12 protein-coding genes are annotated in these 15,257 nt (G+C 70.1%); 9 read left to right on the top strand and 3 right to left on the bottom strand.

What is annotated here, in order from left to right:
• Positions 1 to 6: 6 nt before the first annotated feature.
• Both PKE84_RS06860 and PKE84_RS06855 read right to left on the bottom strand, forming a co-directional pair.
• Positions 7 to 2,613, bottom strand: a complete 2,607-nt coding sequence (locus PKE84_RS06860; RefSeq protein ID WP_271176479.1) for a penicillin acylase family protein — start codon at positions 2,611 to 2,613, stop codon at positions 7 to 9.
• 78 nt (positions 2,614 to 2,691) lie between these two features.
• Positions 2,692 to 3,318 carry an SACE_7040 family transcriptional regulator gene (locus PKE84_RS06855; RefSeq protein ID WP_271176478.1) on the bottom strand — a complete coding sequence of 209 codons (627 nt, stop codon included), beginning with the start codon at positions 3,316 to 3,318 and terminating at the stop codon, positions 2,692 to 2,694.
• Between the two features lie 89 nt (positions 3,319 to 3,407).
• Here PKE84_RS06855 and PKE84_RS06850 point away from each other — a divergent pair, with 89 nt between their 5' ends.
• The 8 genes from PKE84_RS06850 to PKE84_RS06815 all read left to right on the top strand — a co-directional run bounded on the left by PKE84_RS06850 (position 3,408) and on the right by PKE84_RS06815 (position 12,462).
• Positions 3,408 to 5,015, top strand: coding sequence for a carboxyl transferase domain-containing protein (locus tag PKE84_RS06850; RefSeq protein ID WP_271176477.1), 1,608 nt, complete (start codon positions 3,408 to 3,410; stop codon positions 5,013 to 5,015).
• A 5-nt stretch (positions 5,016 to 5,020) separates the two neighbouring features.
• Complete coding sequence (locus PKE84_RS06845; RefSeq protein ID WP_271176476.1) at positions 5,021 to 7,141, top strand: ATP-binding protein; 2,121 nt, start codon at positions 5,021 to 5,023, stop codon at positions 7,139 to 7,141.
• Positions 7,138 to 8,349, top strand: a complete 1,212-nt coding sequence (locus PKE84_RS06840; RefSeq protein WP_271176475.1) for an acyl-CoA dehydrogenase family protein — start codon at positions 7,138 to 7,140, stop codon at positions 8,347 to 8,349. Before PKE84_RS06845 ends, PKE84_RS06840 begins: the two co-directional genes overlap by 4 nt.
• A 22-nt stretch (positions 8,350 to 8,371) precedes the next feature.
• On the top strand, positions 8,372 to 9,139 hold the full coding sequence (locus PKE84_RS06835) for a CoA transferase subunit A (RefSeq protein ID WP_271176474.1): 768 nt from the start codon (positions 8,372 to 8,374) through the stop codon (positions 9,137 to 9,139).
• Positions 9,136 to 9,804 carry a 3-oxoacid CoA-transferase subunit B gene (locus PKE84_RS06830; RefSeq protein ID WP_271176473.1) on the top strand — a complete coding sequence of 223 codons (669 nt, stop codon included), beginning with the start codon at positions 9,136 to 9,138 and terminating at the stop codon, positions 9,802 to 9,804. Before PKE84_RS06835 ends, PKE84_RS06830 begins: the two co-directional genes overlap by 4 nt.
• The gene (locus PKE84_RS06825) at positions 9,801 to 10,289 is read left to right on the top strand and encodes a MaoC family dehydratase (RefSeq protein ID WP_271176472.1); all 489 of its coding nucleotides are present in this window, start codon (positions 9,801 to 9,803) and stop codon (positions 10,287 to 10,289) included. The genes PKE84_RS06830 and PKE84_RS06825 overlap by 4 nt, the downstream gene beginning before the upstream one ends.
• A complete protein-coding gene (locus tag PKE84_RS06820; protein WP_271176471.1) occupies positions 10,286 to 11,113 on the top strand; it encodes an HpcH/HpaI aldolase/citrate lyase family protein in 828 nt (275 codons plus the stop codon). Before PKE84_RS06825 ends, PKE84_RS06820 begins: the two co-directional genes overlap by 4 nt.
• Positions 11,114 to 11,280: 167 nt before the next feature.
• On the top strand, positions 11,281 to 12,462 hold the full coding sequence (locus tag PKE84_RS06815) for an aldo/keto reductase (protein ID WP_271176470.1): 1,182 nt from the start codon (positions 11,281 to 11,283) through the stop codon (positions 12,460 to 12,462).
• Between the two features lie 636 nt (positions 12,463 to 13,098).
• Here the strand turns inward: PKE84_RS06815 and PKE84_RS06810 are convergent.
• Positions 13,099 to 13,740 (bottom strand): TetR/AcrR family transcriptional regulator, encoded by a 642-nt coding sequence (locus PKE84_RS06810; protein ID WP_271176469.1) that lies wholly within the window; start codon positions 13,738 to 13,740, stop codon positions 13,099 to 13,101.
• Positions 13,741 to 13,862: 122 nt separating this feature from the next.
• On the opposite strand from PKE84_RS06810, the gene PKE84_RS06805 reads away from it, so the two are divergent.
• Entirely contained in the window at positions 13,863 to 15,239 is a 1,377-nt protein-coding gene (locus PKE84_RS06805; protein WP_271176468.1) for a M16 family metallopeptidase, read from the top strand.
• Positions 15,240 to 15,257 lie beyond the last annotated feature (18 nt).

The following is a 15,257-nucleotide window of genomic DNA, read 5'->3' as shown; positions in this document are numbered from 1 at the left end:
CGCGCGTCAGCCGGTGGGACGGAGCGTGAGCGTCTTGTCGACCGTTTTCGCGACGGCTGCGGCGCTGAACGGCCACGCACGCGTCTTGTTGGTCTGCCAGAGCGGGGTCTGGTCGGTGTAGTTCGGATTGAAGGCGTGGCCTGAGGCTCCCGTGAGGTTGACCCACGTGCTCTTGTCGAAGTCCGAGAGGTCGATGACCTGCCGCATCGACGGCACCCAGTCCACCTGATAGCCCACCGACGCGTCCCAGCCGACGGCATCCACCACGCTCGAGCTGCCGCCGACCGGATACGGCCCCCGGTTGAACAGCCACTCGATCGGCGCGATGCCGGAGGTGCCGAAGCTCGCATTCGTCAGCTCGATGGTGTGGATGCGATCCCACCGCCAGTTCGACGAGTCCCCGCCCATCAGCCGCGTGGCTTCCGCCCAGGCCTGATCGGCGACGTGGGCGAACATCTCGTCGCGGCGCGTCACGCCGAGCTTGGCGTCGGTCCACCACGGGGAGTCCGGCTGCGCGGCGAGGTTCTGCACGACGGCGAACCAGCGGTCGCCACCGGCCGGGGGAGCGGATGCCGGGAGCTTGCGCCCGAAGGCATCCGCGAGCAGGGTGCGCCAGAAGATGTTGAAGTACGCGGCAGCGGCGCTGTCGGCGTCGTCGTGGTAGTCCCACCCGGCGAGCAGCCGCGCGCCGCGCGCGGTGCCGGAAGAGGGATCCTGATCGGCGGCGACGGCACGCAGAATGGGAGCGAGGTCGGCGGCGATGGCGTCGTACGTGTCGGCCTGCACGGCGCTGAATTCGGCGGCGGTGACCTTCTTGCCGGAGGCGAGCAGGTCCTTGAGTCGCAGCAGGATCTGGTTGGCGCGGTAGCCGTACTCCCAGTCGCGGGTGATCAGGTACGGGAATCCCGAGCCGACGGCCGCATTGTTGGCGGTGACGATGTATCCGCTCGGCGGGTTGTACACCGACGGCAGCGCATCGTACGGGATATAGCCCTTCCAGCCGTACGCGCTCGTCCAGCCGGGCACCGGAACGGTCCCGTCTCCGCGCGCGCGAACGGGGATCGCTCCCGGCGCTTGATAGCCGATGTTGCCGTCGACGTCGGCGTACACGAGGTTCTGCGACGGCACCTGGAACGATGCGGCCGCGGCGCGGAAGCTCGCCCAGTTCGTCGCGCGGTCGAAGGCGAAGATCGCCCCCGGTGTCGGCCCCGGCGTGAGCGCCGTCCACTCGAGCGACAACTGGAACTTCTGCGCGGGAACCTGGAGCTTGCCCGCCTGGTCTTTGGCGATCGCGCCGAAGCCGTCGCTCAGGTCGGTGACGATCGGCCCGTGCCTCGTCGAGCGCACGGTGAGGTGCACAGGCTCGCCGCCGGCGACCTCGATCGTCTCCTTCCTGATGGTCAGGGGGACCTGTTTGCCGTCGTATTCGTAGGTGGTGCCCGTCACCTTCTCCTCGTAGAGGTCGGCGACATCGGGACCGAGGTTGGTGAACCCCCAGGCGATGCGATCGTTGTGGCCGATGACGACGCCGGGGAGTCCGGAGAAGCTGAAGCCGGCGACATCGTACGGGCACGCGGCGTTCACGGTGCGGCAGTGCAGCCCGACCTGGTACCAGACCGACGGCATCGCAGCGCCGAGGTGCGGGTCGTTCGCCAGCAACGGTTTACCGCTCGCCGTGTGGGCGCCGGAGACCACCCACGAGTTCGAGCCGATGTCGTTCCCGGCCGGCCCGAGGAGATTCGGGATCGACTCGAGGGAGGCGGAGAGCCGCGTGAGCGCCGCCGCGTACTCGGGAGGCGTCGCCGGTGCAGGAGCCGCCGACCCGGAACCGGAATCGGCGGCGGCTCCCGACGGCTTCGCATCCGGGGTCGTCGTCGCGGGCGATCCCTGCCCCTCCGCGGTGATGGTCGGGTGCTGGCTGTACGGATACGCGGGATGGAGCTGCGCGATCTGCGCGGCCGAGAGTTTCGTGGAGAGCAGCGCGCGGTCGATCTCGTCTTCGAGGTTCGAGCGGAGGTCCCAGGCCATCGCCTTGAGCCACGAGACGGAGTCGGCCGGTGTCCACGGCTCGGGGGAGTATCCGGGGTTCTGGATGCCCAGCACGGCGTACTCGAGGCTCAGCTCCGCGCCCGAGTGGGTCTTCAGGTAGGCGTTCACGCCGTCCGCATAGTCCTGGTAGTAGCGGAGCGCGGTCTTGTCGAGCTTCTTCACCTCCTGCTCGGCGACGTCGCGCCAGCCGAGGGTGCGGATGAAGGTGTCGGTCGGCACCTGGCTGGCACCGAACAGCTCGGCGAGCCGCCCGGCGGTGACGTGCCGCCGGAAGTCCATCTCCCAGAAGCGGTCCTGAGCGTGCACGAAGCCCTGAGCGCGGAAGAGGTCGTCGGGGGTCGAGGCGGTGATCTGCGGGATGCCGGCGCTGTCGCGCGTGACGGTGACGGAACTGTCGAGACCGGGTACATCGATGCTGCCGGAGGTCTGGGGGAAGGAGCGCATCACGGTCCAGACGCCGAGGCCGCCGGCGATCACCAGAAAGACGAGCAGAACGCCGACGATGACGGCGATGACCCGCAGCACCCGGTGATGCCGCCTGAGGCGCGGTGAGTCGTCCCCCACATCACTCCTTCGGTCGCGGAAGTGCTAGCCAGCCGTCCTGCGACTGTAACGCATCCGGGTGACGCGCGCGGGCTGCGCTCAGTGGGCGTTGAGACCGGCCCAGGCCATGCGCTCCAGCACCGGCCGCGCCATGGCCGCATCGGTGCTCGTGCCACCGGCGCGCACGCTGTGCGGGGTCGAGTTGATGAGGCCGAAGGTCGCCTGCACGCGCATCCGGAGCTCGCCGGACGGCACGGAGGGGTGCAGCGACGAGAGCACGTCCATCCAGAGCTCGATGTAGCGGCGCTGCAGGCGGCGCACGGCCCGGCGCTCGGAGTCGGGCAGGGCGTCGAGGTCGCGGTCCTGCACCCGGATGGTGTCGGGCTCGCTCAGTGCGAAGTCCACGTGGAACGCGATGAGCGACCGGAGCGCGGTGGACGGCTCCGGCGCGGCGGTGGCGACCTCCGTGCCGCCGTCGAGCAGGTGCTGGCTGACGCCGACCAGCAGCGCGCCGAGCACGGCCTGCTTGCCGGCGAAGTGGCGGTAGACGGCGGGGCCGCTGACACCGGCCGCAGCACCCAGGTCTTCGATGGAGACGCCGTTGAAGCCCCGCTCGGCGAAGAGCCCGGCGGCGGCGGCCAGCAGAGCGGCGCGGCGGTCGGCCTTGGCCTGGCTCCGCTGGGTCGGCCGCGAGGTGGCCTGCCCGCTCTCTGCGACTTCCGTCATCGTTCGCTCCGCACGCTGGACATTTCGGTTAATGAACACTAACCTAAATTCGAGTTAGTGACCACTAACTGACTGTCGATGGAGACGCGATGCCAACGCTCACCAGCACCACGAGTGCGACGGATGCCCGGTTCGAGCAGAACGAAGCTGCCCAGCGCGCCCTCGTGGCCGACCTGCGCGAACGGCTCGCGGTCGCGGCAGAGGGTGGTCCGCTCCGCTCCCGCGAACGCCACGTGGCCCGCGGCAAGCTGCTGCCCCGGGAACGCATCGACGTGCTGCTCGACGAAGGCAGCCCGTTCCTCGAGATCGCGCCCCTCGCGGCGACCGGCCTGTACGGCGACGAGACGCCGGCGGCCGGCGTGATCGCGGGCATCGGCCTCGTGCACGGGCGGCACGTGCTGGTCATCTCGAACGACGCGACGGTCAAGGGCGGAACGTACTACCCGATGACCGTCAAGAAGCACCTGCGCGCCCAGGAGATCGCCCTGGAGAACCGGCTTCCCTGCATCTACCTTGTGGACTCCGGCGGCGCGTACCTGCCGATGCAGGACGAGGTCTTCCCCGACCGCGACCACTTCGGCCGCATCTTCTACAACCAGGCCAGGATGTCGGCGGCCAAGGTGCCGCAGATCGCGGCCGTGCTCGGCTCGTGCACCGCCGGCGGCGCCTACGTTCCGGCGATGAGCGACCAGACCGTGATCGTGCGCGGACAGGGAACGATCTTCCTCGGCGGCCCTCCGCTGGTGAAGGCGGCGATCGGCGAGATCGTGACGGCAGAGGAGCTCGGCGGCGGCGAACTGCATGCCCGCACCTCCGGCGTGGTCGACCACCTCGCCGAAGACGACCGTCACGCGCTGCAGATCGTCCGCGACATCGTCGCCACCCTGCCCGCCCCGGCCGCACCGGCCTGGGAGGTGCTCGAATCGGTCCCACCGGCAGCGGACCCCGACGAGCTCTACGGGGTCGTGCCCACCGACGTGCAGGCGCCGTACGACGTGCGCGAGGTGATCGCCCGGCTGGTCGACGCCAGCGCGTTCGCGGAGTTCAAAGCCGAGTACGGAACGACGCTGGTCACCGGCTTCGCCCACATCCACGGGCATCCGGTGGGGATCGTAGCCAACAACGGCGTGCTCTTCAGCGAGTCGGCGCTCAAGGGCGCGCACTTCATCGAACTCTGCGATCAGCGCGGCATCCCGCTGCTGTTCCTCCAGAACATCTCCGGGTTCATGGTCGGCCGCGATTACGAGGCCGGCGGCATCGCCAAGCACGGCGCCAAGATGGTGACCGCCGTCGCCACCACGCGGGTGCCGAAGCTGACCGTGGTCATCGGCGGTTCGTTCGGCGCGGGCAACTACTCGATGTGCGGCCGGGCGTACTCGCCCCGCTTCCTCTGGATGTGGCCGGCGGCCCGCATCTCGGTGATGGGCGGCCCGCAGGCCTCGTCGGTGCTGGCGACGGTGAAGCGCGAGCAGCTGGAAGGCCGCGGCGAGGAGTGGTCGGCCGACGAGGAGGCCGCGTTCAAGGCGCCGATCGCCGAGCAGTACGAAGAGCAGGGCAGCCCGTACTTCTCCACGGCGCGCCTGTGGGACGACGGCGTGATCGACCCGGCGGACACCCGCACCGTGCTGGGGCTCGCCCTCGACGTCTGCTCCCGCACCCCGCTCCCCGACACGGCCTTCGGCCTCTTCCGGATGTGATCGGCATGGGATTCTCGACCGTCATCGTCGCCAACCGCGGAGAGATCGCCTGCCGCGTGATCCGCACGCTGCAGCGCTTGGGCATCCGCGCGGTGGCCGTCTACAGCGACGCCGACCGGGATGCGCCGCACGTGCGCCTCGCCGACGTCGCCGTCCGCCTCGGCCCCGCCCCGGCGCGTCAGAGCTATCTCGACGTGGAGGCGATCCTCGAGGCCGCGCGCGCGACGGGTGCGGAGGCCGTGCATCCCGGCTACGGCTTCCTGTCCGAGAACGCCGCGTTCGCCTCCGCATGCGCCGACGCCGGCATCGTCTTCATCGGACCGGGCGTGCGGGCACTCGACGTGATGGGCGACAAGATCGCCGCGAAGCGCGAGGTCGAGGCGCACGGGGTGCCGACCATCCGGGGCATCGCCGAGCCCGGCCTCACCGACGATGCTCTGATCGAGGCGGCGGCGGCCATCGGGTACCCGCTGCTGGTCAAGCCGTCGGCCGGCGGGGGAGGCAAGGGCATGCAGGCCGTGCACGACGCGGCCGATCTGCCGGATGCGCTCCGTGCCGCACGACGCGTCGCAGCCTCCGCGTTCGGTGACGACACCCTCTTCCTCGAGCGGCTCGTCGACACGCCCCGGCACATCGAGGTGCAGGTGCTCGCCGACCGCCACGGCTCCATCGTGCACCTCGGCGAGCGCGAGTGCTCGCTGCAGCGTCGTCACCAGAAGGTGGTCGAGGAGGCGCCCTCGGCGCTGCTCGACGCCGAGACCAGGGAGCGGATCGGCCGGGCCGCCTGCGCCGTCGCTGCGAGCGTCGACTATGTCGGAGCCGGAACGGTCGAGTTCCTGGTCTCCGATGCGGACCCGGGCGCGTTCTTCTTCATGGAGATGAACACCCGGCTGCAGGTGGAGCATCCCGTCACCGAACTGGTGACCGGCCTCGACCTGGTCGAGTGGCAGGTGCGCATCGCGGCGGGGGAGCCGCTCGACTTCACCCAGGACGACGTGACGCTCACCGGTCACGCGGTCGAAGTGCGGGTGTACGCCGAGAACCCCGAGCGCGGTTTCCTGCCGACGGATGGAACGGTCATCGCCCTGCACGAACCGACGGGACCCGGCATCCGGGTCGACAGCGGTCTCGTCGCCGGAGCACCGATCGTGACCGATTACGACCCGATGCTGTCCAAGGTGATCGCCTGGGCCGACGATCGCGCAACGGCCCTCCGTCGTCTCGATGCCGCCCTGGCCGACACACACATCCTGGGAGCCGTGACCAACGTGCGCTGGCTGCGCGATCTGCTCGCTGACGAAGACGTGCGGGCGGCCCGCCTCGACACCACGCTCATCGACCGCCGCTTCTCCGACCTCGCGCCCACCGCCCCGGATGCCCACCAGCTCGTCGCCGCAGCGCTGATCGTGCACCGCGAGCGCTGGGAGCAGCCGGCCGCCGGCGCAGGCGCGCTCTGGGCGCAGCCGAGCGGCTGGCGCCTCGGGGCGCACCGCCCCGTCGCCTACGACATCGGCGACGCGACCGTGCGCGTGTGGGGCGGCCCGGATGCGCTGGATACGTCGACGGCGCGCGTCGCGCTCGACGACGACCGCACGTTCACCGCGGGCATCCGGCTCCTGCCGCCGTCGTCGCCGGGGGAGCCCGCGACGGCACTGCTGACCGTCGACGGGATCACCAGACGGCTCGCGGTGGCCCGCGATGCGGCGTCGGTCTGGATCGGCGACGGCGGGGCGGCGCGTGAATTCGTCGTCGTCGACCGTGCCGACCGCGTCGCGCGCGACCTCGCCGCCGTCACCCGCGCGGCCGGCGCCGCCGACCCGGAGCTCCGCACACCGATGCCCGGCACCGTGGTGTCGGTCGCCGTGGCGAGCGGCGATCTGGTGGAGGTCGGCGACACCGTCGTCACGGTCGAGGCCATGAAGATGGAGCACCGCCTGGTCGCCCCGCTCGCGGGCCGCGTGCATGTTCACGTGGCGAGCGGAGACCTGGTGCGACTCGACCAATCGGTCGCCACGGTCGTGCCCGACGAGCATGGCGACCCCCAGAACGTCCCGCCCACCAGCGCGGAACCCGTAGCGGACGCGCCGACACGATCGGCCGCAGCACAGAGAGAAGGAACCCCATGACCATGCAGATGACACGCTCCAGTGCCGACGACACCGACGTCGCCGGCTTCGAGCTGACCGACGAGCACCGCCGCCTGCGCGACGAGGTGCGCGACTTCGCCGACCGGGTGGTCGCGCCCGCCGCCTACGACTACGACACCCGCCGCAGCCTCCCGTACGAGATCATCGCCGAGATGGGCAGCATGGGCCTGTTCGGCCTGCCGTTCCCGAAGGAGTACGGCGGCCAGGGCAAGGACTACCTCTCGCTCTGCCTCGCCGTCGAACAGCTCGGCCGGGTCGACCAGTCGATCGGCGTCACGCTCGAGGCGGGCGTCGGCCTGGGCATCATGCCCGTCTTCCGCAACGGCACCGAGGCGCAGCGTCGCGAGTGGATGCCGATGCTCACCAGTGGCTCGGCGCTCGCCGGGTTCGGGCTGACCGAGGCCGAGGCCGGCTCGGACGCGGCGGGCACCAAGACCACCGCAGAGCTGCGGGATGGCGAATGGGTCATCAACGGCACCAAGCAGTTCATCACCAACTCCGGCAGCGAGATCACCCGGCTCGTCACGATCACCGCGGTCACGGGCGAGCAGACCCGCGCCGACGGCTCCGTGAAGAAGGAGCTGTCCGCCATCCTGGTGCCCGTGCCCACCCCCGGCTTCGTGGCGTTGCCCGCCTATGACAAGGTCGGCTGGCACACCTCGGACACCCACCCGCTCACGCTCACCGACGTGCGCGTGCCGGAGGCCAATCTGCTGGGTGAGCGCGGCCGCGGCTACGCGAACTTCCTGCAGACGCTCGACGAGGGGCGTGTGGCCTTCGCCGCGCTCTGCGTCGGTGCTGCCCAGGGCTGCCTCGAGGAGGCGCTGCGCTACGCGGCCAGCCGCAACGTGTTCGGTCGTGCGATCGGCTCGAACCAGCACATCGCGTTCAAGCTGTCCCGGATGCAGGCCCGTGTGCACACCGCGCGCCTCGCCTACTACGACGCCTGCTTCAAGCTGATGGCCGGCAAGCCTTTCAAGCTGGAGGCGTCGATCGCCAAGCTCGTCGGCAGCGAGGCGGCCATGGACAACGCCCGCGACGCGACCCAGATCTTCGGCGGCTACGGCTTCCTCAACGAGAACCCGGTCGCCCGGCACTACCGTGACTCGAAGATCCTCGAGATCGGCGAGGGCACGTCGGAAGTGCAGCTGATGATCATCTCGCGGGCCCTCGGTTTCGAGGCCTGACGCAGCGGAAGGGGAGCAGCCGATGATCGACAAAGTGGTCGCGAGCGCCGAGGAGGCGATCGCCGACATCCCCGACGGGGCGTCGCTCGCCGTGGGCGGCTTCGGGCTGTGCGGGATCCCGAGCGCGCTCATCCTGGCGTTGCACGAGCGCGGGACGACCGCGCTCGAGGTGGTCAGCAACAACTGCGGCATCGACGACTGGGGGCTGGGCATCCTTCTCGGCGACCGGCGCATCCGCAAGATGGTCAGCTCGTACGTCGGTGAGAACAAGGAGTTCGCGCGGCAGTTCCTCTCCGGGGAGCTGGAGGTCGAGCTCACGCCGCAGGGCACGCTCGCCGAGAAGCTGCGCGCCGGCGGCGCCGGCATCCCGGCGTTCTACACCCCGGCCGGCGTCGGAACGCAGATCGCCGAGGGCGGGCTGCCGCGCCTGTACGCGCCGGACGGATCGATCGCCGTCGCCTCTGAACCCAAGGAGGTGCGCACCTTCGACGGCGCCGACTACGTTCTCGAGCGATCGGTGACGCCCGACTTCGCGCTCGTGCACGCGGCGAAGGGCGACCGGTACGGCAACCTCGTCTTCCACGCCGCGGCGATGAACTTCAACCCGCTCGCCGCGATGGCGGGACGCGTGACGATCGCGGAGGTCGAAGAGCTGGTGGAGCCCGGTGAGCTGGATCCGGGCCAGGTGCACACGCCGGGAATCTTCGTGCAGCGCGTCGTCCTCGCCCCCGACGTCGAGAAGCGGATCGAACGGAGAACCGTGAAGCTGACCGAGGGGAGCGCATCATGAGCCTGACCCGCAACGAACTCGCGGCCCGCGTGGCGCTGGAGCTGGAGAACGGACAGTACGTCAACCTCGGCATCGGCATGCCGACGCTGATCCCGAACTACATCCCCGACGACGTCGAGGTGGTGCTGCACTCGGAGAACGGCGTGCTCGGCGTCGGGCCGTACCCCGACGACGACGCCGTCGATCCTGACCTGATCAACGCCGGCAAGGAGACCGTGACCGTGAACAGCGGCGCTGCCTTCTTCGACTCCGCGCTGTCGTTCGGGATGGTCCGCGGCGGGCACGTCGACGTCGCCGTGCTCGGTGCGATGGAGGTGTCCGAACGCGGCGACCTCGCCAACTGGATGATCCCCGGCAAGATGGTCAAAGGCATGGGCGGCGCGATGGACCTCGTGTTCGGCGCGAAGCGGCTCATCGTGATGATGGAGCACGTCGACCGCGAGGGCCGGCCGAAGATCGTGCGGGAGTGCTCGCTGCCGCTCACCGGCACCGGATGCGTCGACCGCATCATCACGGACCTCGCGGTGATCGACGTCGTGCGCGGAACGGAGTCGGGCGCTGATTCGCTCGTCCTGCGCGAGACCGCGCCGGGCGTCACCGTCGACGAGGTCATCGCCGCGACGGGCGCTCCGCTGACGATCGGACTGCAGGAGGGGACGCGATGAAGGAGATCGAGCAGCGCGGGCTGTACTACGAGGAGTTCGAGCCGGACACGCGCTACCTGCACCGGCCGGGACGCACGGTCACGGAGGCGGACAACGTCTTCTTCACGACGCTCACCATGAACACCCAGGCCCTGCACCTCGACGCGGCCTGGTCGGCCCGGCAGCCGTACGGCGAGCGCCTCGTCAATTCGATGTTCACCCTCGCCACGATCGTCGGGGCATCCGTCGCCCAGCTCACACAGGGGACGATCGTCGCCAACCTCGGATTCAGCGAGGTCGGCTTCCCGCACCCGCTGCACCACGGCGACACCCTCTACTCGGAGACAGTGGTGCTCAGCAAACGGCTCTCCGCTTCGCGCCCGGGCCAGGGCATCGTCACGCTGGAGCACACGGGCCGGAATCAGGACGGAGTCGTCGTCGCCACGGCGACCAGGCAGGTGATGGTGTGGTGCCGGAGCGCCCACTCCGAGGCGGCCGGACTGTGACGGGCTTCCCGTTCGGTCCCGCCCTGCTGTTCTGCCCGGCCGACCGTCCCGACCGCTATGCGCGGGCTGTGTCGAGTGCGGATGCGGTCATCCTCGACCTGGAGGACGCGGTCGACCCCGCCCGGCGGGTGCTCGCACGGGAGGCACTGGTCGCGGCGGACGCGGAGGGGAGGCTCGACCCGGAACGCGTGATCGTGCGCGTCAACCCCGCGGGAACGGACGACCACGGTGCCGATCTGGCGGCGCTCGCCGTCACGGATCTGACGACGGTGATGCTCCCCAAGGCCGAGAGCGTCGATGATCTGCGCGATCTCACGGGGCTGGACGTGATCGCGCTCTGCGAGACGGCGCGCGGTGTGATGGGCGCACCGCAGCTCGCCGGCGCGGCGGGTGTGGTGGCGCTGATGTGGGGAGCGGAGGACCTGGTGGCGTCGATGGGCGGCACGTCGAGCCGTCACGACGACGGCCGTTACCGCGACGTCGCCGTGCACGCCCGCTCGTCGGTGCTGCTCGCGGCCTCCGCCGCCGGCATCGGCGCGGTGGACACGGTGCACCTCGACATCGCGGACCTCGCCGGTCTCGGCGCCGAAGCGGTGGATGCCGCGGCCGTCGGTTTCGCCGCCACCGCGTGCATCCATCCGTCGCAGGTCGAGACGATCCGTGCGGCGTACCGCCCGTCTGGTGACGAGATCGCGAACGCGCGCGCCCTCCTCGACGCGGCGGCCGGTGCCGGGGGAGTGTTCGCGTTCGAGGGCCGGATGGTGGACGGCCCGGTGCTCGCACACGCCCGAATCGTGCTGCGGCGGGCTGGCCTCGACGGGTGAACTTTCCACCCTCGCAGACCGTGATGAAACTGTGACCTAGCATTCTGTAACAGTTCACCCGGATCAGCCGGGGGCGGTCGGTGGCATGCCGTACTCTGCAAGTAGGTACTGGGGAACTGGGGTCCTCGAATCGATTCGAGTAGCAGTGGAGTGAGGGGGTGAGGCAGATGCCGCAATTGCTTCCGCTCCGGCTGCGCGAGGTCGTCGGCCGTCGGGCCGCCGCCGCTGCAGCGTCGACGAATCAGGCATCTGCAGCCGAGTCCGCCGCACTCGCCGAATCCGCTTCGCGTGCCTCCGCGCTCGAGCAGTCCGACAGCATCGGCACCCAGACGATCGGCCTCGAGCCGGTGGGTGCCGAGACCGTCGGCATCGAGACGGCGGCACTGCCGCAGCTCGACCCGGCCCTGGAGCGCACCGGCCCCCTTTCGATCATCGCCCCGCGGCGCATCGGCGAGAGCGACCTCGCGGTGTACCCGCTGTCGCTCGGCGCGAGCGTCTTCGGCTGGACGGCCGACGGCGGGACGTCGTTGCGCATCCTCGACCGCTTCGCCTCCCTCGGCGGCAACTTCATCGACACCGCGGACAGCTACGTCGGCGGTCGCAGCGAGGTGCTCATCGGCACCTGGATGCGGGAGCGGAAGAACCGCGACGCGATGGTCGTCGCCACCAAGGTCGGTCGCCACCACGAGAACCCTGGGCTCGGCTCGGTCAGCATCGTGCGTGCCGTCGAGGCCTCGCTCGAGCGGTTGCAGACCGACCACATCGACCTGCTCTACTTCCACGACGACGACCCCGACGTGCCGATCGAAGACAGCCTGGCCACGGTGGAGTGGCTGATCGAGAGCGGCAAGGTCCGGTACCTGGCCGCGTCGAACTTCAGCGCCGACCGGCTCATCGAGGCGCGCATCCTGTCGGCCACCGGCCTCCCCAAGTTCGTGGCCGTGCAGACGCAGTACAACCTCATGCACCGCACGGAGTTCGAGAGCGCGCTGCGCATCGTCGCCTCCGCACAGGGCCTGGCCGTCATGCCGTATTACGCGCTGGCGAACGGCTTCCTCACGGGCAAGTACCGCAGCAAAGACGACCTCAACGCCGACGCGCGCAGCATCCGTGCGGCCGCCTACGTCAACCGGCGCGGCCAGCGGGTGCTCGCCGCGCTCGACCGGGTCGCCGCCGAACACGAGTCGTCGCCCGCCAGCGTCGCCCTCGCCTGGCTGCTCGCCAAGCGCAACGTCGTCGCCCCGGTCGCGAGCGCGAGCCGCCCGGAGCAGGTCGACGCCCTGATGCTGGCCGCCGGCATCCGCCTCACGCGCGCCCAGATGCTCGAGCTCGACCGCGTCTCGGAGTAACGCCGGCGCTGCGCGCGCGGGCTGCTGTGCGCTCGCGGGTCTCGCTGCTGGACGCTGAATGCTCGCCCGGCTGGACGCCGCGACGCGGTTCTAACTCCGGAACTCTGCGCGCATCCGGCCGAGTGTTCCGGAGTTATGCGGGTGGGAGCGGTGTGTCGGCCGGACGTTCCGGAGTTGGGCGCGGCGGAGCGGGCCCGCCGCGGGAACTAGCGCAACGGACTGATCGGCAGGGGAGTGCCCTGGCGACAGTCGGCGGCGATTTCCGTGGGCGTAACTCCGGAATTCTGTGCGTATCCGGCCGAGAGTTCCGGAGTTACGCGGGTGCAGGCGGCGTGTCGGCCGAGAGTTCCGGAGTTATGCGCGGGGGAGCGGGCGCGCGGCGGAAACTAGCGCAACGGACTGATCGGCAGGGAGTGCCCTGGCAACAGTCGGCGGCGATTCCCGCGGGCGTAACTCCGGGACTCTGCGCGCATCCTGCCAAGTGCTCCGGAGTTACGCGTGCGCGAGCGGCGTGTCGGCCGAGCGTTCCGGAGTTATGAGCGCATGCGAAGGTGTTCGGCGTGGCCGCCGAGAGTTCCGGAGTTACGAGCGCCGACGCAGGCGAAGCCGCGCGCGCGACGCATGCACAGCCGCGGCTCAGGCCTCGCCGAGGATGCGCTCCAGCGAGCGGTGCAGCGCAGCGCCGGCCGCGACAGGGTCGCCCACGTAGCCGCCGGCGAGGGCGCCGTCGCGCGCGAGGATGAGGTCGTCAGCAGCGTCACCGGGATGCGGGTGACCGATGTCGCGGAACAGCGCCTCGATCCGGTGCGCGTACCAGTCGCGGTGCTGGGTGACGGCGACGCGCACGGGGTGGTTCTCGTCGGCGAACTGGGCCGCGGCGTTGATGAACGGGTCGCCGCGGAATCCGGGACGGATCGCCTCGCGGTTGATCTCGTCGACCAGGGCCCTGGCGACCGCGCGCGGGTCGTCGTTCTCGCGTTCCTGTTCGTCGAACCAGTCGCGGATCTGCTTGTCGCGGCCTTCGACGTACGCGATGATCAGCAGATCCTTCGAGCGGTAGTGCTTGTAGAAGGTTGCCTTCGTCACACGGGCGCCCGCGATGATGCGGTCGACACCGACGGTGTGGATGCCCTCTTGATAGAAGAGTTCGTCCGCCGTCGCGAGGATCTTCAGCTTCGACGGGGCGGGCGGCCGGATGGTCGCCCGGGCACTAACGACCATCCGGCACAACTCCAATTCTGGGGAGACGGTCGGGTCCGTCTCCTCGCGGTCAGGCATCCGGCGTAGCTTAGGGGCAACCGGATGCGTCTCGTAGAGACAGTATATAGGTAGACAGACCAGTCTGTTTGTCCTCATTTTGCTCTCAGGGATTCCATAGCCGCTGGCGTAGGGTGGAGGGGATGAACAGCGCAGTCGACCTCCCCCTTGGCCTGGCCGACCTTTCTTTCGCCGCCTCCGGTGACGCGCTGGTCCGCCGCACCGTTCTGCCGAGCGGTGTCCGCATCCTGAGCGAGCAGGTTCCGGGTGCCCGTAGCGCGACGCTCGGCTACTGGGTGGCCGTCGGCTCGCGCGATGAGACCGACGCCGTGCCCGCGACCGAGGCGCACCCGCTGATCCCCGCGAGCTTCGGCTCGACCCACTTCCTCGAGCACCTCCTCTTCAAGGGGACCCCGACGCGCACGGCCCTCGACATCGCGATCTCGTTCGACTCGGTCGGCGGCGAGCACAACGCCATGACGGCGAAGGAGTACACCTGCTACTACGCCAAGGTGCAGGATCGCGACCTGCCGATCGCGGTGGAGGTCATCGCGGACATGCTGACGTCGTCGGTGCTCGACCGCAGCGAGTTCGAGAACGAGCGCGGTGTCATCCTCGAAGAGCTCTCGATGGCGGAGGACGACCCGGCCGACGTCGCCAATGAGCGGTTCTTCTCGGCCGTGCTGGGAGACCACCCGCTCGGCCGGCCGATCGGCGGCAGCCCGCAGACCATCCGCGACGCCACCCGCGACGCTGTCTTCGAGCACTACCGGGCGAACTACCGCCCGCAAGACCTCGTGATCACGGCCGCCGGTGCCGTCGACCACGACCTCCTCGTCTCCGGCGTCGTGCACGCCCTCGAGGCCGCAGGCTGGGATCTCGGCGTCGAGGCGGCCCCCGTCGACCGCCGGGCCACCGCTCCCGCCGCCATCGACCGCGGCGCGGCGGTCGTCACGGTCCAGCGCCCCATCGAACAGGCGAACATTCTGATCGGTGTGCCCGGGATCGTGGCCACGGATGACCGGCGCACCGCGATGAGCGTGCTCAACTCCGTGCTGGGCGGCGGGATGTCGAGCCGCCTCTTCCAGGAGGTCAGGGAGAAGCGCGGGCTCGCCTACGCCGTCTACTCGTTCTCCGGCGCGTACTCCGACGCCGGCGTCTTCGGGCTGTACGCCGGATGCGCTCCGGCCAAGGCCACGCAGGTCACCGAGCTCATGCTCGGCGAACTGCGCCGCCTGGCCGACGGCGGCGTCACCCCCGACGAGCTGCGCCGTGCTGTCGGCCAGCTCTCCGGCGGCGCCGCGCTCGCCCTCGAGGACTCCGACACCCGGATGTCGCGCCTCGGGCGCGCCGAGATCAGCGTCGGCGAGTTCTCGGACCTCGATGAAAGCCTCCGCAGGCTGCACCTCGTCACCGCCGAGGATGTGCGAGACCTGGCCGCCGACCTGGCCGGTCGACAGGTCTCCATCTCCGCGGTCGGGAGCGTCACCGACGACATGTTCGCCGGTCTCGTCTCCTGACTTCAGTCCCCACACGAA

The sequence above is a fragment of the Leifsonia poae genome (genome assembly GCF_027921845.1).
Lineage (GTDB): Bacteria > Actinomycetota > Actinomycetes > Actinomycetales > Microbacteriaceae > Leifsonia > Leifsonia poae.
The sequence above is the reverse complement of the archived record's forward strand: the minus strand, read 5'-3'. Positions and strand labels throughout refer to the sequence as shown.